The 18,021-nt window shown below is 60.0% G+C and carries 19 protein-coding genes; 10 read left to right on the top strand and 9 right to left on the bottom strand.

The window, feature by feature from the left end:
• Positions 1-11 precede the first annotated feature (11 nt).
• The 9 genes from trkA to ACYQ1P_RS12285 all read left to right on the top strand — a co-directional run bounded on the left by trkA (position 12) and on the right by ACYQ1P_RS12285 (position 7,351).
• Positions 12-1,388, top strand: a complete 1,377-nt coding sequence (gene trkA / locus ACYQ1P_RS12325; RefSeq protein ID WP_460020646.1) for a Trk system potassium transporter TrkA — start codon at positions 12-14, stop codon at positions 1,386-1,388.
• An 11-nt stretch (positions 1,389-1,399) separates the two neighbouring features.
• The gene (locus ACYQ1P_RS12320; protein WP_460020645.1) at positions 1,400-2,257 is read left to right on the top strand and encodes a D-amino-acid transaminase; all 858 of its coding nucleotides are present in this window, start codon (positions 1,400-1,402) and stop codon (positions 2,255-2,257) included.
• A complete protein-coding gene (locus tag ACYQ1P_RS12315) occupies positions 2,244-2,939 on the top strand; it encodes an HAD family hydrolase (protein ID WP_460020644.1) in 696 nt (231 codons plus the stop codon). Before ACYQ1P_RS12320 ends, ACYQ1P_RS12315 begins: the two co-directional genes overlap by 14 nt.
• A 129-nt stretch (positions 2,940-3,068) precedes the next feature.
• Entirely contained in the window at positions 3,069-3,329 is a 261-nt protein-coding gene (hfq, locus tag ACYQ1P_RS12310; protein WP_460021646.1) for an RNA chaperone Hfq, read from the top strand.
• A gap of 73 nt (positions 3,330-3,402) precedes the next feature.
• Complete coding sequence (gene hflX / locus ACYQ1P_RS12305) at positions 3,403-4,665, top strand: GTPase HflX (protein WP_460021645.1); 1,263 nt, start codon at positions 3,403-3,405, stop codon at positions 4,663-4,665.
• The gene (locus ACYQ1P_RS12300; RefSeq protein ID WP_460020643.1) at positions 4,658-5,284 is read left to right on the top strand and encodes a LysE family translocator; all 627 of its coding nucleotides are present in this window, start codon (positions 4,658-4,660) and stop codon (positions 5,282-5,284) included. Before hflX ends, ACYQ1P_RS12300 begins: the two co-directional genes overlap by 8 nt.
• Before the next feature lie 72 nt (positions 5,285-5,356).
• A complete protein-coding gene (locus tag ACYQ1P_RS12295) occupies positions 5,357-5,626 on the top strand; it encodes a hypothetical protein (RefSeq protein ID WP_460020642.1) in 270 nt (89 codons plus the stop codon).
• The gene (locus ACYQ1P_RS12290) at positions 5,616-6,446 is read left to right on the top strand and encodes an inositol monophosphatase family protein (protein WP_460020641.1); all 831 of its coding nucleotides are present in this window, start codon (positions 5,616-5,618) and stop codon (positions 6,444-6,446) included. The genes ACYQ1P_RS12295 and ACYQ1P_RS12290 overlap by 11 nt, the downstream gene beginning before the upstream one ends.
• Positions 6,447-6,481: 35 nt before the next feature.
• Complete coding sequence (locus ACYQ1P_RS12285) at positions 6,482-7,351, top strand: NAD(P)-dependent oxidoreductase (protein ID WP_460020640.1); 870 nt, start codon at positions 6,482-6,484, stop codon at positions 7,349-7,351.
• On the opposite strand, the gene mazG is transcribed toward ACYQ1P_RS12285, so the two are convergent.
• Together mazG and ACYQ1P_RS12275 are read right to left on the bottom strand one after the other, a co-directional pair.
• Positions 7,343-8,152 carry a nucleoside triphosphate pyrophosphohydrolase gene (gene mazG / locus ACYQ1P_RS12280; protein ID WP_460020639.1) on the bottom strand — a complete coding sequence of 270 codons (810 nt, stop codon included), beginning with the start codon at positions 8,150-8,152 and terminating at the stop codon, positions 7,343-7,345. The two genes, ACYQ1P_RS12285 and mazG, sit on opposite strands and share 9 nt — an antisense overlap.
• 28 nt (positions 8,153-8,180) lie before the next feature.
• A complete protein-coding gene (locus tag ACYQ1P_RS12275; RefSeq protein ID WP_460020638.1) occupies positions 8,181-10,010 on the bottom strand; it encodes a cyclic nucleotide-binding domain-containing protein in 1,830 nt (609 codons plus the stop codon).
• Positions 10,011-10,425: 415 nt separating this feature from the next.
• On the opposite strand from ACYQ1P_RS12275, the gene rsgA reads away from it, so the two are divergent.
• Positions 10,426-11,451: a ribosome small subunit-dependent GTPase A gene (rsgA, locus tag ACYQ1P_RS12270; protein WP_460020637.1), complete on the top strand. Its 1,026-nt coding sequence runs from the start codon at positions 10,426-10,428 to the stop codon at positions 11,449-11,451.
• Positions 11,452-11,648: 197 nt separating this feature from the next.
• On the opposite strand, the gene ACYQ1P_RS12265 is transcribed toward rsgA, so the two are convergent.
• The 7 genes from ACYQ1P_RS12265 to ACYQ1P_RS12235 are packed head-to-tail and all read right to left on the bottom strand — an operon-like array spanning position 11,649 to position 17,991.
• Positions 11,649-12,422, bottom strand: a complete 774-nt coding sequence (locus ACYQ1P_RS12265; RefSeq protein ID WP_460020636.1) for an MBL fold metallo-hydrolase — start codon at positions 12,420-12,422, stop codon at positions 11,649-11,651.
• Between the two features lie 2 nt (positions 12,423-12,424).
• Positions 12,425-13,237 carry a TatD family hydrolase gene (locus ACYQ1P_RS12260; protein WP_460020635.1) on the bottom strand — a complete coding sequence of 271 codons (813 nt, stop codon included), beginning with the start codon at positions 13,235-13,237 and terminating at the stop codon, positions 12,425-12,427.
• A gap of 10 nt (positions 13,238-13,247) precedes the next feature.
• Complete coding sequence (locus ACYQ1P_RS12255; RefSeq protein WP_460020634.1) at positions 13,248-13,550, bottom strand: hypothetical protein; 303 nt, start codon at positions 13,548-13,550, stop codon at positions 13,248-13,250.
• Between the two features lie 28 nt (positions 13,551-13,578).
• Complete coding sequence (metG, locus tag ACYQ1P_RS12250) at positions 13,579-15,138, bottom strand: methionine--tRNA ligase (RefSeq protein WP_460020633.1); 1,560 nt, start codon at positions 15,136-15,138, stop codon at positions 13,579-13,581.
• Positions 15,139-15,161: 23 nt separating this feature from the next.
• Complete coding sequence (locus ACYQ1P_RS12245; RefSeq protein ID WP_460020632.1) at positions 15,162-16,205, bottom strand: DNA polymerase III subunit delta'; 1,044 nt, start codon at positions 16,203-16,205, stop codon at positions 15,162-15,164.
• Positions 16,202-16,843: a dTMP kinase gene (tmk, locus tag ACYQ1P_RS12240; RefSeq protein ID WP_460020631.1), complete on the bottom strand. Its 642-nt coding sequence runs from the start codon at positions 16,841-16,843 to the stop codon at positions 16,202-16,204. The genes ACYQ1P_RS12245 and tmk overlap by 4 nt, the downstream gene beginning before the upstream one ends.
• Positions 16,840-17,991, bottom strand: a complete 1,152-nt coding sequence (locus ACYQ1P_RS12235; RefSeq protein WP_460020630.1) for a D-alanyl-D-alanine carboxypeptidase family protein — start codon at positions 17,989-17,991, stop codon at positions 16,840-16,842. The genes tmk and ACYQ1P_RS12235 overlap by 4 nt, the downstream gene beginning before the upstream one ends.
• Positions 17,992-18,021 lie beyond the last annotated feature (30 nt).

The raw sequence follows: 18,021 nt of genomic DNA, 5'->3' as shown, positions 1-18,021 counted from the left end.
AGGATCGGGCGGTGAAAGTGATTATTTGCGGTGCCGGACAGGTGGGAGCCAATATCGCCCGCTATCTGGCGCTGGAAAACAACGACATTACGGTGATCGACCAGTCGCCGGAATTGATTCGTCGCCTGACCGACAGCCTGGACGTTCAAGGCGTGGTCGGCCATGCCTCCTATCCGGATGTGATGGAAAAGGCCGGGGCGGCAGACTCCGATATGGTCATCGCCGTGACCTACACGGACGAAATCAACATGATCGCCTGCCAGGTGGCCCATTCGTTGTTCAACGTACCAACCAAAATCGCCCGAATTCGCCACCAGTCTTATCTTGATCCCATCTGGGCCAACCTGTTTTCACGCGACAATCTGCCCATCGACGTGATCATCTCGCCGGAAGTCGAGGTGGCCAAGGCGGTCACCCGGCGGTTGCGAGTTCCGGGGGCTTTCGAGATGATTCCCCTGGTCGACGGCAAGGTTCAATTGTTGGGGGTGCGGTGCGATGAGGATTGCCCTTTGCTGCATACGCCGTTGCGCCAACTGGCGGTGCTGTTTCCGGAATTGAACATCGTCATCATCGGTCTGGTGCGCGACGGCAAGCCTTTCGTCCCGCGACGTGACGAACAGATGCTGGCCGGGGACGAAGCTTATTTCATCGTCGATAGCGAACATGTCCAACGGGCCCTGACCGCCTTTGGTCACGAGGAAACCGAAGCCCGTCGCCTGATCATTCTGGGGGGCGGCAATATCGGCTTCTATCTGGCCGAACGGATTGAGGCCGAATATCCCTGGGTGCATGCCAAGATCGTCGAAGAAAACAATGAACGGGCGCAGGAGATCGCCGGTAGACTGGAAAGCACCGTAGTCATCAATGGCAATGTGCTCGATCCGGTGATCCTCGAAGAGGCCAATGTGGGCGGTTGCGAAACCGTGGTGGCGGTGACCAACGACGACGAAACCAACATCCTGGCGTCATTGCTGGCCAAGCGCCACGGAGCGCAACGGACGGTCACCCTGATCAATGAGGGCAAGTTCGAGCCATTGATGACCACCTTGGGGATTGATGTGGTGGTCAGTCCGCGCACCATCACCGTGTCGAGCATCCTGCAACATGTGCGCCGGGGCCGCATTCATTCGGTGCATTCCCTGCGCGAAGGCTTCGGCGAACTGATCGAGGCCGAGGCTCTGGAAACCACCAGTCTGGTCGGCATTCCGCTTGAGGATTGCAAACTGCCGAAAAACGTCCTGCTGGGGGCCATTGTCCGCAAGGGCGAGGTGATCATGCCACGAGGCACCACCATCGTGCAGCCCAAGGACCGGGTGGTGCTGTTCGCCGCCGCCGATGCGATCCGCAAGGTGGAAAAGATGTTTTCCGTTTCTCTCGAATTCTTTTAGGAGTTTCGGCCATGCCCCGACTGGCCTACGTCAACGGGTCCTACCTGCCGCACGGCTTGGCGACCGTTCATATCGAGGACCGGGGCTATCAGTTCGCCGACGGCGTGTACGAGGTCATTGCGGTCCAGGATGGGCGTCAGGTGGAAGCCGCGCGCCATTACCGGCGACTGGACCATTCCCTGAGCGCCCTGTCCCTGAGCTGGCCCATGTCCCAGCGGGCTTTGGAATTCATCGTCACCACCCTGATTCGCCGCAATGGACTGCGCCACGGTTTTGTCTACATGCAGATTACCCGTGGAGTGGCGCCGCGCGATCATGCCTTTCCATCGCCCGCCCCGCGTCCCTCGCTGGTGCTGACCACCAAGCGAACCAAGCCGTTCGATCCCCATGCGGCCGGACGGGGCGTGGCCATCCGCTTGACCCCGGACCTGCGCTGGGCCCGCTGCGACATCAAGAGCATCGGCCTGCTGCCCAACGTGCTGGCCAAACAGGAAGCCCTGAACGCCGGAGCCTTCGACGCCTGGCTGGTCGATGACGCGGGCATGATTACCGAGGGCACCGCATCCAACGCCTGGATCGTCACCGGTGATGGGGTGCTGGTGACCCGCCATGCCAACCTGAATATTCTTAACGGAATTACCCGCCTTGGCGTGCTCGACGTGGCCCGGGAGTTGGGGATTCCGTTCGAGGAGCGGGCCTTTTCGGTGGAAGAATGCCGCAAGGCCCGTGAAGCCTTTCTGACCAGCAGCACCAATTGGGTGCGACCGGTGGTGCGCGTTGACGACGCGGCGGTCAGCGATGGACAGCCGGGTCCGCTGACCCGGCGGCTGCTGGAACGCTATGTGGAGGTTTTCGGTGGCGCATCGTAATCCCCCGGCGATTCGCCCGCCGCGGGCCTTGCTGTTCGATTGGGATAACACGCTGGTCCAGACCTGGGACGTCATTCACGACGCCACCAATCATACCCTGACCGCCATGGGGCATGATCCTTGGACGATGGCGGAGACCCGCCAGCGGGTGCGGCGTTCCATGCGCGAAGCCTTTCCGGAGTTGTTCGGCGACGCCTGGAAGGATGCCGAGCGGATTTTCTACGACCGCTTTCAGGCCATTCATCTGGATTTGCTGAAACCCATCGACGGTGTTCAGGAAATGCTGCAACGGCTGGTTGGGCGCGGACTTTACCTGGGGGTGGTGAGCAACAAGACCGGCGATTTTCTGCGCCAGGAAGTCGCCCACCTGGGATGGCAGGCGCTTTTCGGTCATCTGGTGGGGGCCAAGGATGCGGCGCGGGACAAACCGGCCGCCGATCCGGTGCATATGGCTCTGCAAGGTTCCGGGGTGAGCGCCGGTCCTGAGGTCTGGTTTGTTGGTGATACGGATGTGGATCTGCTTTGTGCTCACCAGTCCGGTTGCCTGCCGGTCCTGCTGCGTCCCGATCCCCCGGCAGACAGGGAGTTCCCAGGTTGCCCACCGGCCCTGCATGTTTCGGATGCGGAATTACTTTGGGAAGCTGTAGATATTCACTGGACGAACGTCGCTGAATGCGTTTGAATTTGGCAGGCCTCCTATGTTTGTGGGAAGCGCGGGGCGACTCACGCATTGGGAGACCTGCCGCAAGGCGGTTCACCGGCATCTTTTTTGGGATGCCCACAACAAAGAATTGATCGGGGGCGCAAAGCCATGCCATCGGAAAAAGGCCAAAATGTTCAGGACGTTTTTCTGAACTTTATCCGCAAGAATAAAACACCCGTTACGATCTTTCTCGTTAACGGGGTCAAGTTGCAGGGAATCGTGACTTGGTTCGACAATTTCTCGGTCCTGTTGCGGCGGGACGGGCACACTCAGTTGGTCTACAAGCACGCCATTTCGACCGTTATGCCGTCAACGCCGATTCAACTGTTCGAGGGTGCCGGCGACGACAAGGCCGACGAGGCATCTTGAGTCCGCTTTCACGTCCGGTCGTCGTGGGGACGGGCAAGACGTGAGTTCCAACTGCCTGGTCATTCATCCGGCGATGCACCGTAAGGACGGCGCGCGGGACCCACAGTCGCGTCTGGAGGAAGCCGTCGGTCTGGCCGAGGCTGTCCATCTGACGGTGATTCACTCGGAATCCTTCAATCTCGCGCGGGTCAAACCGGCCACTCTGCTGGGCGGCGGAGCGGTGGAGCGGTTGGGTCAGATCATCACCGACAATGATGTGGATGTGGTGGTGGTGGACGCCGCCCTGTCGCCGGTGCAACAACGCAACCTGGAAAAAGCCTGGTCCTGCAAGGTGATCGACCGCACCGGGCTGATCCTGGAGATCTTCGGCGAGCGGGCGCGGACCAAGGAAGGCGTCCTGCAAGTGGAACTTGCCGCTTTGACTTATGCCCGCTCCCGGCTGGTGCGGTCCTGGACCCACCTGGAACGGCAGCGCGGCGGACTGGGGTTTGTCGGCGGCCCGGGCGAAACCCAGATCGAGGCCGACCGCCGTTTGATCGACGAAAAAATCGTCCGCCTCAAACGGGATCTGGAAGACGTCCGGCGAACCCGTTTGCTGCATCGTCAGGCCCGCCAGCGGGTGCCCTATCCGGTGATCGCCCTGGTCGGTTATACCAACGCCGGAAAATCCACCCTGTTCAATCGCTTGACCGCCTCCGATGTGGACGCCCGCGACCAGTTGTTCGCCACCCTCGATCCGACCATGCGCGGCATTCGGTTGCCGTCGGGACGGCGGGTGATACTCTCCGACACCGTGGGCTTCGTCTCCGACCTGCCCCATGAACTGGTCAATGCCTTCCATGCCACTCTGGAAGAGGTTCGCGAAGCCGACCTGCTGGTTCATGTGCGGGACATCGCCCACCCGGATACGGAAGCCCAGAAGCAGGACGTGCTCGGCGTGCTGAAAATCGAAATGGGGCTGGATGTGATGGCCGAGCAGGGGACCATCGAGGCGCTCAACAAGATCGACCTGCTCTCCGCGGAAGCTTGGGCCGCAGTTTCCGCCCGCGCGGTCCGCCCCGATTCTCTGTCGGTCGCATTGTCGGCCCGCACAGGGGAGGGCTGCGACGCCCTGTTACGGATATTCGATACCCGTCTGTCCGCTGAATGGGAAACCCTGGACGTCTCGCTGGCCCCCAATGAAGGCCGATTGATGGCCTGGCTGCATGAACATGGCGAAGTGATCTCAAGGCAGGATGATGAACAGGAAACCCGGGTCAGGGTTCGTCTAAGCTCAGAAAATATCGGGCGGTTCCGGATCTTGTGGCCCGGGCGGGAGCGCGGGGTTGATGAATGAAATCCACGCCCTGTTGGCCCTGTCGGGGATTTGGCTGGCGGCGGTCATTACCCCCGGCCCCAATCTGCTGACCACGGTGCATTTCACCTTGTCCCGGTCGCGCCGTCATGGGCTATGGGTGGTCGGGGGATTGGCCACCGGCACCCTGCTCTGGGCCACGGCCAGTGCCTTTGGATTGGCCCTCCTGTTTGCCCAGGTCGGCTGGCTCTATCTCATCCTCAAGCTGCTCGGCTCCCTGTATTTGATCTATCTGGGGGTCCGCCTGATATTGTCCAGGGGGATCGGCTCGCTGCACCGGTTGAGCCGTCATCCGGGTCTTCCCGCGTCCTGTCTCGCCGCCTATCGCGTGGGTCTATTGACCAATCTCAGCAATCCCAAAACAGCGGTGTTTTTCACCAGTCTGTATGCCTCGCTGATGCCCTTGACGCCGCCCTTGTGGCTACAGGTTTCCAGCATCGCCGCCATCCTGTGCATCTCCATAAGCTGGTACGGCGGCATGGCCATTTTGTTCGCCCAGGATCGAGTCGCCATTTTTTATGATCGCGCGCGGCTGTGGATCGACCGGATCACCGGCAGTATCTTCATTGGTGTCGGGGTGGCCTTGGCCTGGGATCGCTAGAAGGAAATCTGTCCTTGATCTATCGGGGAGGGGGGCGCAAAGTATCTACTAGTAGATATGCGGAGAAAATCCATGGCCACCACCCTGGGACAGCGCAAATGGCGGGACAAGAATCGCTTCGTGAAACGTCAGCTCAATGTGATGTCGCGGAAGCTGGTTCATGATAGCCTCGAAGACCTGGCCGAGATCCATCACCTGAAGGGCAAGGGGGAAGCCGTGGCCTTTGCCTGCTTCATCACCCAGGCGCTGCGCCAGCAGGCCGACTTCAACGACGAGGCCTCCCGTTTGTTGGAGCTGTTCGTGGAAGCCTACGCCCGCGACCGCGACCTGTATGCCGATTAAAGGCCAAAAAATGTCACCTGACCCCGCCAAAGTTTTACAAATTATTAACCAAGTTGCCGCCCAGGAAGTGCGGCCAAGGTTCCAAAACCTGTCCAAATTGGACATTTGGAGCAAATCCGGGCCGCAGGACCTCTGTACAACGGCGGATTTGGCCTCGGAAAAGGCGCTTTCGGCCCATTTGACCGCTTTGCTTCCCGGCTCCGGGGTGGTCGGCGAGGAAGCCACCTCCAAGGACCCCGACCTGCTCACCCAACTGCGTGAAGATCGTCCGGTCTGGGTGTTGGACCCGGTGGATGGGACCAATAATTTTGCCCAGGGGCGTCCAAATTTTGCAATGATCGTCGCCCTGTGTCGGGGCGGGGATATTCTGGCCGGATGGATTCACAGCCCCCTGGATGGACGGACCATTTGGGCGCTCAAGGGGCAGGGGGCCTGGTGCGATCAGCGTCCGCTCCGCCTCGCTCCCTTGTCCTCCATGGAAGGCCTGAGGGCGGCGCTCAATCGCACCCAGGGACGCAGGATCAAGACCTTGGCGGAGCAGGGACGCTCGGGACTGCCGCGCGTTGTCCCTCGGATGTTCTGTGCCGGCTGTGAATATATGGCTCTGGCTGAGGGGCATCTGCACATCTCCAGTTTCGACCGCCTGAAACCCTGGGATCATGCGGCTGGGGTGCTGATTCATCGCGAGGCGGGCGGGTTCGATGGCCAGGGAAGCGACGGAGCCGCCTATCGGCCCGATGGCCCGCTGAGCGGACAATTGATTCTGGCCCCGGATCAAGACACCTGGAAAACCCTTTCCGCTCTCCTGGGTGACGGCTAAACTTCGCCCTGCATTTTCAATGGAGTCCCTCGAACATGAGCAAAGTTAACGCCACCTTCATCGGACTGGGTATCATGGGCTATCCCATGGCCGGACACCTTTCCCTGGCCGGTCATGAGGTCACGGTGTTCAATCGCACCACCGCCAAGGCTGAGAAATGGATTGCCGAATACGACGGCGACATGGCGTTGACTCCGCGCGAGGCGGTCATGGATTCCGAAGTGGTCTGCCTCTGTGTCGGCAACGACGATGACCTGCGCGACGTGGTTTATGGGGAGGACGGCGTGCTGGCCGGAATGGACGCGGGGGCCGTGTTGGTCGACCATACGACGGCCTCGGCGGACGTGGCGCGGGAAATCGCCGCCGCTGCTGCCGCAAAGAACGTGGCCTTTCTCGATGCGCCGGTGTCCGGCGGCCAGATCGGGGCCGAGAACGGCACCCTGTCCATCATGGTCGGCGGCGATGCGGCGGCCTTTTCCCGCGTGGATGATATCCTTTCCGCCTACGCCCGGGCGGTGACCCTGATGGGGCCGGTGGGATCGGGGCAGTTGACCAAGATGGTCAATCAGATTTGCCAGGCCGGGCTGCTGCAAGCCCTATCAGAAGCACTGAATTTCGCCCAGAAAGCGGGACTCGACGGCGATAAGGTGGTCGAGGTTATCTCCAAAGGTGCGTCCCAGTCCTGGCAGATGGACAATCGCGCCCATACCATGCTCGACGACAAATTCGATTTCGGATTTGCCGTCGATCTATTGCGCAAGGATCTGGGGATCTGCATGGCCGAAGCGCGCCACAATAAAGCGCGGCTGCCGGTCACCGCCCTGGTCGATCAATTCTATGCCGAAATTCAGGCCCAGGGCGGCGGGCGCTTGGACACCTCGGCATTGATTCGGCTGTTACGCTGAGGCGGCTTTTTCGCGCGCCTTGACCTTGTTCCACAGGGCGTCCATTTCTTCCAGGTTGGATTGCTCTGGCGTTTTCCCGAGGGCCGCCAATTCGCGCTCAACCCCTTGGAACCGCCCGACGAATTTGTTGTTGGCATGGCGGAGCGCGCTTTCTGGATCGACCTCCAGGCGGCGCGCCAGATTGACCATGACAAACAGGATATCGCCCAGTTCGTCTTCCAGGCGGGCCGGATCGCCATGCTCCAGCTCGGCGTCCAGTTCCTCGATTTCCTCGCGGATCTTGTTCAGCACGTCCTTGTGGGTATGCCAATCGAAACCGACCCGGACCACCCGCTTTTGTAGTTTCAAGGCACGGGTGAGGGCGGGCAGGCCGGGCGTCACATCGTCCAGCACACTATGGAACGCGCCCGCTTCGGCGGCCTTTTGTTGCCGCTCCTGAGCTTTGATGGATTCCCAAGACACAGTCTGTTCAGAGGCGGTGGCAATCTCCGCCGAGCCGAATACATGGGGGTGCCGCCGCACCATTTTGTCGGAAATGGCCCGGGCCACGTCCTCATAATCGAAATGCCCGGATTCCTTGGCCATCTGGGCATGATAGACCACCTGGAACAACAGATCGCCCAGTTCGTCGCGCAAATGCGGCATGTCCCGGCGCTCGATGGCGTCGGCGACCTCGTAGGCTTCCTCAATGGTATGCGGCGCGATGGTGGCGAAATCCTGCTCCAGGTCCCAGGGACAGCCGCCGTCGGGATTGCGCAGCCGGGCCATGATTTCCAGCAGGCGGTTGGTTTGCTCACTCATAAACGACTCCATGGATGGTGGGGTGGGCTTACCCCAGGGACGTGGAAACAATGGCGGTCAGGAACCCCGCCAGTGTCGAGAGGCCGACCAGCGAACCGCCTTTCAGGTAGGCTTCGGGCAGCATGGTTTCGGCGATCATAGTCAGCATGGCACCGGCGGCCAACCCTCGCACCAGGGCATGGGACCAGGGGGCGGCGCCGACAAAAAACAGCGACCCGAGCGCGGCCCCGATCCCGGTCAGAATCATTAGCGTCGTCCACATGAACAACACGCGCCGGAAGGACCATCCCTGTTGGCGCATGCCGACGGAGCTTGAAAGCGCCTCGGGATAGTTGGAGAGAAACAGTCCGATGATCAACGACAGGCTCACATGGGAATGAGTTTGTCCGGCCCCGATGACCAGGGATTCGGGAATGCCGTCGAGCAGAATGCCCAACCAGATGGCCAACGGAGCCCCCTTGTGTTGGCCGACTTCACGGGCCAGATCCCGGGCCGAGGGGATCAACCGTCCCTCGGCCAGATTGCGGGTGGCGTGGCGAATCCATTTGGCGGCTTTTTGATGTTCGATGCGCAGACGGTTTTCCAGATAATCGCTGGTCATGCGGCTTTCGAGAACCTCGCGCACCTGCCTGTCCAACTGTGGGACTTCGCCCAGCAATTGCTCGAAATCCTCCCGCTCCAGCGACCAGACGGCGGTTTCTGCCGTGACCACCGCAGTCACCGAATGACGTGCCCCGGTAAGGAACGACAGGCCGCCGAAGGCTTCCAGGTCATGAACCTGGGTTTGCGGCTGGGTCGTGTTCGTCGGATCGACCAGGGTGACTTCGCCATATTCGACGATCAGAAACCGGTCGGCGGGTTCTCCCTTCAGGAACAGAGTGTCTCCGGGGCGATGGTGGGACAGGATAAGCCGTTCCGCAACCGCCTTCAGTTCGGCCCCCTCCAATCGGGCGAAAATGGGGAATCGGCCGATATGACCCGCCACCTGAGAGAAACCACTGTCCTGCACCTCGGCCTGGGAGACGGAAGTCAGGACCTTGGCCTCCAGAACGGCGGCCGTGGCCTGTTCCTGCCAGTGCGCGACCTGAGAGGCCTCCAAATCATGTTCCCGAATCAGATAGCCTGAGATGACGTCGCCCCGGATAAAGCGCGCCAGAACCTCTGACATGTCGCGGGATCCCAATAGGCATCGGTCAAGGGCGCGTTTCGGAATGCGCCAGACCCGGCCATCCGTTGCCGCGATGGCACTCAGGGCGCGGGGCATGCCGGTCAACAGGGAAGGGTGCCCAAGGGCGGAGGCGGGGCCTTGGCGGCGCACGAACCGGTGCCCATGCCGGTTGTCGATCAGATCCACTTCGCCCGTTTCGATGACATAAAAGGAATCGGCAGGCTCGCCCTGATAAAACAGAGAAATACCCGGCGTCATTTCGCGCGGGCGCGCCGCACAGGCCAGTTCCTCGATGACGCTTGTCGGCAAGTCGCGAAAAATATCCAGACTTTCCAGGTGGGTAAGCAGCTTTTCCACCTTTTTCCGCCGCTGACGTCCGAGATATCGGATCATCGTCGAGGATTTGCGCAAAAAACCACCATGGTTATTGATCGTCTGATTGAGCAGAAAAAACAAAATTCCGCCAAGCAGGCAGCCGATGGTGAGGGGCCAGACATGTCCATGATCCAGGGAGGAACCGACCAGATCAATGGTCAGGGCCGCCAGCAGAGCCCCGCCGCCAAAAGCCATGAGCACCGCAACGGCACGGTCCTGGGGCGACCAGAACCAGGTCGTCAGTGTCCCGAGCGGCAAGGAAGCGGCACTGAGAATCCCCCAGGCAAAAGCCCAGAGGAGGATCGACATATCCATGACGCGCCCCCAGTCAGAACAGAGAAATTTTTGTAACATAGCCCCGGCCACTCAAAAACAGGAAAGCGTGTCTACTAGTAGATAGTTAAGACGATGGAGGGACCACGCAGGGGGAAGATAGCGGACGGATGACAGGTCGATTGACCCTGACAAGACACGCTGATAAACAGGAAACAACGCAATGGAGATTTTATGTCCCGCTAAGGTGGGGAGGACCGAGGTTCTCCCGATGCAAACCTGGACCTGATAGGGTGCCCGCCTAGTCTTGGCGGGTGCGAGGTTGGTTTGCGCTTTCAGAAATTCTGACATCCTTGTGCCCGGGCTCCGCGCCCGAGGCCGGACCATGAAAGCTCCTCGACCCATGAAACGAGATTACACACAATTTCTGCCGTCCCATTCGGCCGGACGCGAGCCGATGCCTGATGCCCGTTCCCTCCTGCAAAACCTGGGATGGCAGCCGTTTTTTGCTCAGCAAACCAGTGTCGAAGAGATGCGCGCGACGCCTCCCGTGCGCATCACCGAGGTACATCGTGCGGGCCATCATATCATCGGTGAAGGGGTAGATTCACTGATTCCGCCCCATTCTGACGCCACGGTCGGGGATTGGCTGCTGCTCAATCGGGACAGGCCCGGGTCGAGCATTCTTTTGCAACGCAAAAGCCTGTTCAAGCGCCGGGCACCGGGCACCAATCGACAGATCCAGTTGATCGCCGCCAACGTGGATACGGTCTTCATCGTCTCGTCGTGCAATCACGACTTCAATGTGGCCCGTCTGGAGCGTTATTTGGCTCTGGCCTTCGAGGCCCAGGTTACACTGGTGATCGTGCTGACCAAGGCTGACCTCAGTAACACGCCCGAAGACTACCGGGTTCGGGCTCAAGCCCTGTCGAATCAGGTTTCAGTCCGGCTTGTGGATGCGCGAAGGGAAGCTGTGAATGACGATCTGTCGGCATGGTGTACCCCTGGTCAAACCGTGGCTTTCCTCGGCTCATCTGGGGTCGGCAAATCCACCTTGGTGAATGCCTTGGCGGGCGCGTCGTCGATCACCACTCAAGGCATACGCGAAGACGACAGCAAGGGACGCCATACCACTACGCGACGGCAACTTCATATGTTGCCGAACGGCTGCATGGCCCTGGATACACCGGGGATGCGGGAATTGCAGTTGGCCGATGCCCAAGAGGGGGTCGCCCTGGTTTTCGACGATTTGCAACGGCTCTCCGGCCAATGCCGGTTCAACGACTGTCAACACCAGACGGAACCTGGATGCGCCATTCTGCGGGCCCTGGAAACCGGGGAAGTGGATGCCGAGCGGTTGTCCCGTTGGCGAAAACTTGTCCGAGAAGAGCGCTTCAATGCGTCAAGCCTGGCCGAACGAAAATCCAAGGACAGGCAGCTTGGCAAATTGATCCGAGACATTCAGAAGCGCAACGGGAAGTGAAAACCTTGCGTCCGTAATCCGCTCTGGAATTCCACAAAGCGCGGGCGCGAAAGGGACCTGAAACCGTGAACGGAGCGAACCCGTTTGCGGAACGGGGTAATTCCGTTTATCGCATAATGTATATTATGGAAAATAATGGGTATTAAAAATGGGGTAGGTTAATCAATACGTTGATTTGATATTTAATAAGATGAGGTTCAGGCGTCGATGACGAGGCCGTCATAGGCCAGCGTAACGTAACGCGGCAATTTGGCTTGCAGGGATACGTGATCCACATCGGAACTGAGATGTGTGAGGTAGCCTTTCGCCGGATGGATGCGGGCCATCCAGGTCAGGGCCAGGTCCACATGCGCATGAGTCTCGTGCGGCGTTTCCCGGAACGTGCCGACAATCAGGCTGCGCACCCCTGCCAGAATTCGAAACGCCGCGTCTGGCAAGGACACCACGTCGGTGCAATAGCCCAGATCGCCGAGACGGAAGCCCATGGAATGGCTATATCCATGATCCTGTCGAAAACAGACCACCGGGACATCGCCCACTTTGAAAGAGTCGCCATCGTGCAGTTCATGCGGCGTCAAAGTTGGCTTGTAAAAAAACGGTGCGTCGGGATGCAGTTCCTCGAAAACATAGCCGAACCGGGTCTGTATGGTTTCCAGGGTTTCATGGTCCGCATAGGCTGGCAATGGCGCCTCGATCAACCGATTAATGGCCCGCAAATCATCAATCCCGTGCAGATGATCCGCATGGGCATGGGTAAACAGCACCGCATCCAGCTTGCGAATACCAGCCTGAAGACTTTGTTGCCGCAAATCCGGTGACGTGTCGATCAGGATCGAGGTAGATGGCGTTTCAACCAGGATCGAGGGCCGCAAGCGTCGGTTTTTGGGATTGGACGGATCGCAGACCCCCCAGCCCTGAAAAACGCCCGGCGTCCCGCTGGAGCCTCCCGTTCCGAGAAAGGTCACGCGCATGATCAATGATCCTCCATGACCTGTTGCCCGCTGGGCACCTTGGTGAAAAGGCGATGAAAATTATACGAGGTTGTTTCGTATAATTGTTCCGGGGTCACCCCCATGATGTCGGCCAACTTGTTGGCCGTATGGGCCACATAGGCCGGTTCATTGCGTTTGCCGCGCTTGGGGATCGGCGCCAGATAAGGACTGTCTGTCTCTACTAGTAGACGATCCATCGGCACATGGCGAACCGTATCACGCAAGCTCTCGGCGGCCTTGAAGGTAATGATCCCCGACAAGGAGAGATAAAACCCCAGATCCAATGCGTGCTGGGCCAATTCAGGGCCGGAGCTGAAGCAATGGACCAATCCCGGAAAAGCCCCCTTTTGGTGCTCTTCCTCGAGGATCGAAATCATATCCTCATCGGCATCGCGGCTATGGATCACCAGCGGCAGACCGCTCACGCGGGCGGCCTCGATATGGGCTCGAAAGCTGCGTTGCTGCGCCTCACGCGGCGCGTGTTCATAAAAGTAATCGAGCCCGGTTTCCCCGAGCCCGACGACTTTTGGGTGATCGGCCAGCCGCAGCAGATGTTCGGCGGTGACTTCCGGTTCGCTGGCGGCGTTGTGCGGGTGAATGCCGACGGTGCAATAGATATTGTCATGCGCCTCGGCCAAGACGCAAACCTGATCGAACCGGGTCACATGGGTGCAGATGGTCAGCATCAGCCCGACCCCCGCCTCCGCCGCCCGGGCCAAAACCGCCTCCAGCTCCCCGTCGAAATCCGGGAAGTCCAGGTGGCAATGGCTGTCGATCAGTGGCGGTCGGGGCATCGGTCTCGGTTCAGTGACTGCAAACGGTCAAGGCCTGGGTGACTGACGCGGCGGTGGCGACCAATCCCTGGCTCAGGCTCGGCATGCCGCCCGCGCCCTGGCTGTTGAGATAGGTGGCCAGCGCCTGGGACGGCACGGTCATGGACAGGTTCTTCAGGGTACAGGAACAGGTGCTTTCGGACGCGCCATGGGTGCCGGTGCACCAGTCGAGGAACTGGGCCGTTTGCGCCGCGTCATAGGTGGCTTCGAGGGCCTGAGCCGGCTGGGCCAGGGCGAAAATCGCCAGAGCGGCGGTGGCAAACCATTTTTTCATGCGTACAGTCCTCCCAGACAAGAGTGGATCAGGCGCCCTCGGCGTCCGGGTCCACGAAACGAGGGAACACCCCCTCGGGTTGATCCAGTTCCACGCCAGATTCCAGGGCATGATCGGCCCCCATAAAAGCGAAGGTCCGATGGTGGGGCGAGACCTTGATTTGATCCAGCAATTTTTCCATGGTCTGCGGCATGAACGGCTGCGCGATCAACGCCAGATGGCGGATCACCTCGCACAACACATAGAGCACCGTTTTCATGCGCGCCGGATCGGTCTTGCGCAAGGTCCAGGGAGCTTGCCGGTCCACATAGCCGTTGGCGGCGCGGATGACCTCCCAGATTCTTTCCAAGGCTTCGTTGAAGGCCTGAATATCCATGGATTGGCGGACCACCGACAGCAGCCCATGAACGGCGGCGAGAAGCTCCTTGTCCTCGGCACTGTAGGGGCCGGGGGTCGGAATGGCGCGTTCGCAATTCTTGAACACCATGGACAGCACGCGCTGTGCCAAATTGCCGAAATCATTGGCTAATTCGCTGTTCATGCGATTGACCATGGCGCTATGGGAGAAGTCGCCGTCATTGCCGAACGGCACCTCGCGCAGCAGGAAATAACGCACCTGATCCAGGCCGTAGGTATTCACCAGGGCGATGGGATCAATGACATTGCCCACCGATTTGGAGATTTTCTGCCCCTCGTTGGTCCACCAGCCATGGGCAAACACCCGCTTCGGCGGCTGCAACCCGGCGGCCATCAAAAACGCCGGCCAATAGACCGCATGGAAACGCAGAATGTCCTTGCCGACCATATGCACATCGGCCGGCCAATAGGTGGCATATTCGCCCTGCTCCGTCTCCGGGTAGCCGACGGCGGTGATATAGTTGGTCAGCGCATCGAGCCACACATACATGATATGGGCGTCATCGTCGGGCACTGGAACGCCCCATTTGAAGGTGGTCCGCGACACCGACAGGTCCTGCAAGCCGCCCTTGACGAAACTCAGCACCTCATTGCGACGGGTCTTGGGCAGAATGAAATCCGGATTTTGCTCATACAGTTCCAGCAGCCGATCCTGCCAGGCGGAGAGACGGAAAAAGTAGCTCGGCTCCTCGACCCATTCCACCTCGGCCCCCGAGGCTTTGGCAATACGGGTGCCGTCGGGGCGCTTTTCCAGTTCGCCCTCGGTATAGAAGGCTTCGTCACGGGTGGCATACCAGCCAGCGTAGGAGCCCTCGTAAATTTCACCGTTGTCTTTCAGCTTCTTCCACAGATTCTGCACCGAGGTCTTGTGGCGCGGCTCGGTGGTGCGGATGAAATCGTCGTTGGAGAAATTCATGAAGGCGGCCAGATCGCGGAAGTTCTGCGACACCCGGTCGGTAAAACTCTGCGGATCGACCCCGGCGGCCTGGGCTGATTTTTCGACCTTCTGCCCGTGCTCGTCGGTGCCGGTGAGGAATTTCACGTCATAGCCATCCAGCCGCTTGAAGCGCGCCAATACATCGCAAGCCAGCGTGGTGTAGGCATGGCCGATGTGCGGCGCATCATTGACGTAGTAAATCGGCGTGGTGACATAGTAGCTGGGCGACGACATGCGGTCCTCGGGTGGGTTCGGGTTCAGGACCGCGCCGCGCCTTGGAGAGTCAGCATCAAGGTGAGAAACACCTGTTTGCGGTCCAGATCCAGACCGGCCGCGCGGGCCATCAGTTCATCGGTCTTTTCCCATACCTGAAGCCAGGGATCAAGGCCGCCACCTTGTCTGGCAGCGGCCATGCCGCGAATTCGCCGCGCCAGCCACCAGCGGATCAGGTCGCAGGCCACCTGAAAGCGCTCACTTTCCCCCGCCTTGGCCAGACTATCCGCCAGTTTATGCAGGTCTGGCAGATCCAGGTTGGGCAATCGGTCGAGCACATCCAGAATTCCCCTGCCAAGCTCCAATCCGCCCTCCCCGGCCAGGGTCAGCGCCCGGGACAGACTTCCCTCGGACAACAGGACCAGGAGTCTCGCCTCCTCCGCCGTCAAATCCGGATACCGCTGAAGCAGCAGATTGAGGATCGTGTCGTCCTCCAGCGGTTGCAGGACCAGCTTGCGGCAGCGCGAGCGAATGGTCGGCAGCAATCGTCCCGGATTGTGGGCCACCAGCAACAGGATGGCGCGCCGCGGCGGCTCTTCGAGCACCTTCAAAAGACTGTTGGCGGCGTTCCGGTTCATCTCGTCGGCCGAATCGACGATCACCACCCGCCAGCCCCCTTCGGCGGCGGTCTTGGACATAAAACTCCCGGCCTCGCGCACGTCGTCAACAATGATTTCATCGCGCAGCTTGCCGGTTCTGGGATTGATCTGCCGTTCGATCACCAGCAGATCCCCATGGGCCAGGGCGGCAACCCGGTGAAACAACGAGTCCTCGGCGTCCATGTGCAGGGATTCGGGAATTGCCTCAGGCAGGGCGTCGCCGAACAGGCCGCCCGCGTCTTGGGTTTTCTGCCGCAACAGGAAGCGTGCCATGCGGTAGGCCAAGGTCGCCTTGCCAATGCCTTTCGGTCCGCAAATCAGCCAGGCATGGGCCAGACGACCGCTATAGAAAGCGTCGAGAAAATCCTGTTCCGCCGCCTCATGATCGACCAGTTCCGCCGTGTTGCGCGGCTGAGCAATCTCACTCATGACAGATCCAGGCCCAACCGGGCACTCACTTGCCGACGGATGTCCAGAGCGACCCGATCCAGGTCCGCCGTCGCGTCAATGACGGCGCAGCGCTGCGGATGCTGACGGGCGATTTCAAGAAATCCGTCGCGCAGTCTTTGGTGAAAGGCCAGATCCATCCGTTCATAGCGGTCCTCGTCGCCGCCCCGTTGTCGGATCGCGCGATGCAGCCCCTCGGCGACCGGCAGATCGAGAATCAGCGTCAAATCCGGTTTCAGGTCCCCCACCGCCAGATCATAAAGCAGTTCGATATGTTCGGCCGACATGCCCTGCCCGAAGCCCTGATAGGCCCGGGCTGAATCGGCAAAGCGGTCGCACAGCACCCAGGTGCCGGACTCCAGCGCCGGAATGATTTTGCGGATGACATGTTCATGGCGGGCGGCGAAATTCAACAGCGCCTCGGTTATCGAATCCCAGCGTCCGGGATCGCCGGTGACCAGCAGATTGCGGATCGCCTCGCCGCCTTCTGTCCCCCCCGGCTCGCGGGTGCAGAGCACGGAAATTCCGCGCGCTTCCAGATGCTCACGGAGCCGCGTGATCTGGGTGGTTTTGCCGCCGCCCTCGCCGCCTTCGAAGGTGATGAAGCGGCCACGGCTCACCCGTTGCCCCCCCAGACCAGATAATTGATTGCCGCGCCCAGCCGTCCGAACGGTCCGAGTTGGGCAATGTCTTCCCCGGCGACCAGGGGAATCTCATGGATCTCGCTTTCCGGGGCGGAAATATGCAGGGTGGCCAGCCGGGTGCCCTTGGTCACCGGAGCCGGGATCGGTTCCTCGTAGGAAACGGTGACCTTCATGTTCTTGCGGGCGGCGCGCTTGAGGGTAATGGTGACATCCTGGTCGATGAGCAGCGGGACCATGCCCTTCTCGCCCAGCCAAACCGGCACATCAAGCACCATGTCGCCGGCCCGGAACAGATCGTAATTGTCGAATTCCCGAAATCCCCATTCCATCAGTCGTTCGGATTCCGAGGCGCGCTCGCGGACCGAGGACAGACCGTTGACCACCATGATCAGGCGTCGCCCGTCGCGCAGGGCGCTCGCCGTCAATCCGTAGCCGCCATCTTCGGTATGACCGGTTTTCAGGCCGTCAGCCCCCATTTCCTTGAACAACAACGGGTTTCTGTTGCCCTGGCGGATCTTGTTGTAGGTGAAGGACTGTTCAGAATAATAGTGATAATACTCTGGAAAAGTCTTGATGGTCTTGCTAGCCAGGATTGCCAGATCACGGGCCGTTGACCATTGCTGCTCATCCGGCCAGCCAGACGCATTGACAAAGTGAGAGTTGACCATACCCAGGTCGTGGGCCTTGGCGGTGAGCAGCGAGGCAAAGGCGGACTCGGACCCCCCCAGGCTTTCCGCCACCACGATGCAGGCATCATTGCCCGATTGCACGACGATCCCACGGATCAGGTCTTCGATCTTGACCCGGGTATCCACCTCGACAAACATCTTGGAGCCGCCCATCTGCCAGGCCTTTTTGCTGACCGGGAAGCTGTCGTCCAGGGACAGCCGACCATCCTTCAGCGCTTCGAGCAGCATGTAGACGGTCATCAGCTTGCTCATGGAAGACGGCGGCATGCGGGTGTCGGGTTCCTTTTCGTACAATACGGCACCGGTATTATAGTCCAGTAAAATGGCTTGTTTGGCCTTTGTTTCAATGGACTGAGCCGCCGCGCTAAACGCAAAAACGGCAGCCAGCAGGGTCAAAGACAGACGATGTAACATCAACAGGGAAGGCGAAAACATGCAGGTCTCTCATTTCTGTGTTTATGAGGA

The sequence above is a fragment of the Magnetospira thiophila genome (assembly GCF_054657015.1).
This window is presented reverse-complemented; position numbering and strand designations above follow the sequence as displayed.

Bases quoted from the DNA above. Each gene is read 5' to 3' on its own strand.
- ACYQ1P_RS12320 (WP_460020645.1), top strand. From the start codon at position 1,400: ATGCCCCGACTGGCCTACGTCAACGGGTCCTACCTGCCGCACGGCTTG.
- hfq (WP_460021646.1), top strand. From the start codon at position 3,069: ATGCCATCGGAAAAAGGCCAAAATGTTCAGGACGTTTTTCTGAACTTT.
- hflX (WP_460021645.1), top strand. From the start codon at position 3,403: ATGCACCGTAAGGACGGCGCGCGGGACCCACAGTCGCGTCTGGAGGAA.
- ACYQ1P_RS12300 (WP_460020643.1), top strand. From the start codon at position 4,658: ATGAATGAAATCCACGCCCTGTTGGCCCTGTCGGGGATTTGGCTGGCG.
- ACYQ1P_RS12295 (WP_460020642.1), top strand. From the start codon at position 5,357: ATGGCCACCACCCTGGGACAGCGCAAATGGCGGGACAAGAATCGCTTC.
- ACYQ1P_RS12290 (WP_460020641.1), top strand. From the start codon at position 5,616: ATGCCGATTAAAGGCCAAAAAATGTCACCTGACCCCGCCAAAGTTTTA.
- ACYQ1P_RS12285 (WP_460020640.1), top strand. From the start codon at position 6,482: ATGAGCAAAGTTAACGCCACCTTCATCGGACTGGGTATCATGGGCTAT.
- mazG (WP_460020639.1), bottom strand. From the start codon at position 8,152: ATGAGTGAGCAAACCAACCGCCTGCTGGAAATCATGGCCCGGCTGCGC.
- ACYQ1P_RS12275 (WP_460020638.1), bottom strand. From the start codon at position 10,010: ATGGATATGTCGATCCTCCTCTGGGCTTTTGCCTGGGGGATTCTCAGT.
- rsgA (WP_460020637.1), top strand. From the start codon at position 10,426: ATGCCTGATGCCCGTTCCCTCCTGCAAAACCTGGGATGGCAGCCGTTT.
- ACYQ1P_RS12265 (WP_460020636.1), bottom strand. From the start codon at position 12,422: ATGCGCGTGACCTTTCTCGGAACGGGAGGCTCCAGCGGGACGCCGGGC.
- ACYQ1P_RS12260 (WP_460020635.1), bottom strand. From the start codon at position 13,237: ATGCCCCGACCGCCACTGATCGACAGCCATTGCCACCTGGACTTCCCG.
- ACYQ1P_RS12255 (WP_460020634.1), bottom strand. From the start codon at position 13,550: ATGAAAAAATGGTTTGCCACCGCCGCTCTGGCGATTTTCGCCCTGGCC.
- metG (WP_460020633.1), bottom strand. From the start codon at position 15,138: ATGTCGTCGCCCAGCTACTATGTCACCACGCCGATTTACTACGTCAAT.
- ACYQ1P_RS12245 (WP_460020632.1), bottom strand. From the start codon at position 16,205: ATGAGTGAGATTGCTCAGCCGCGCAACACGGCGGAACTGGTCGATCAT.
- ACYQ1P_RS12235 (WP_460020630.1), bottom strand. From the start codon at position 17,991: ATGTTTTCGCCTTCCCTGTTGATGTTACATCGTCTGTCTTTGACCCTG.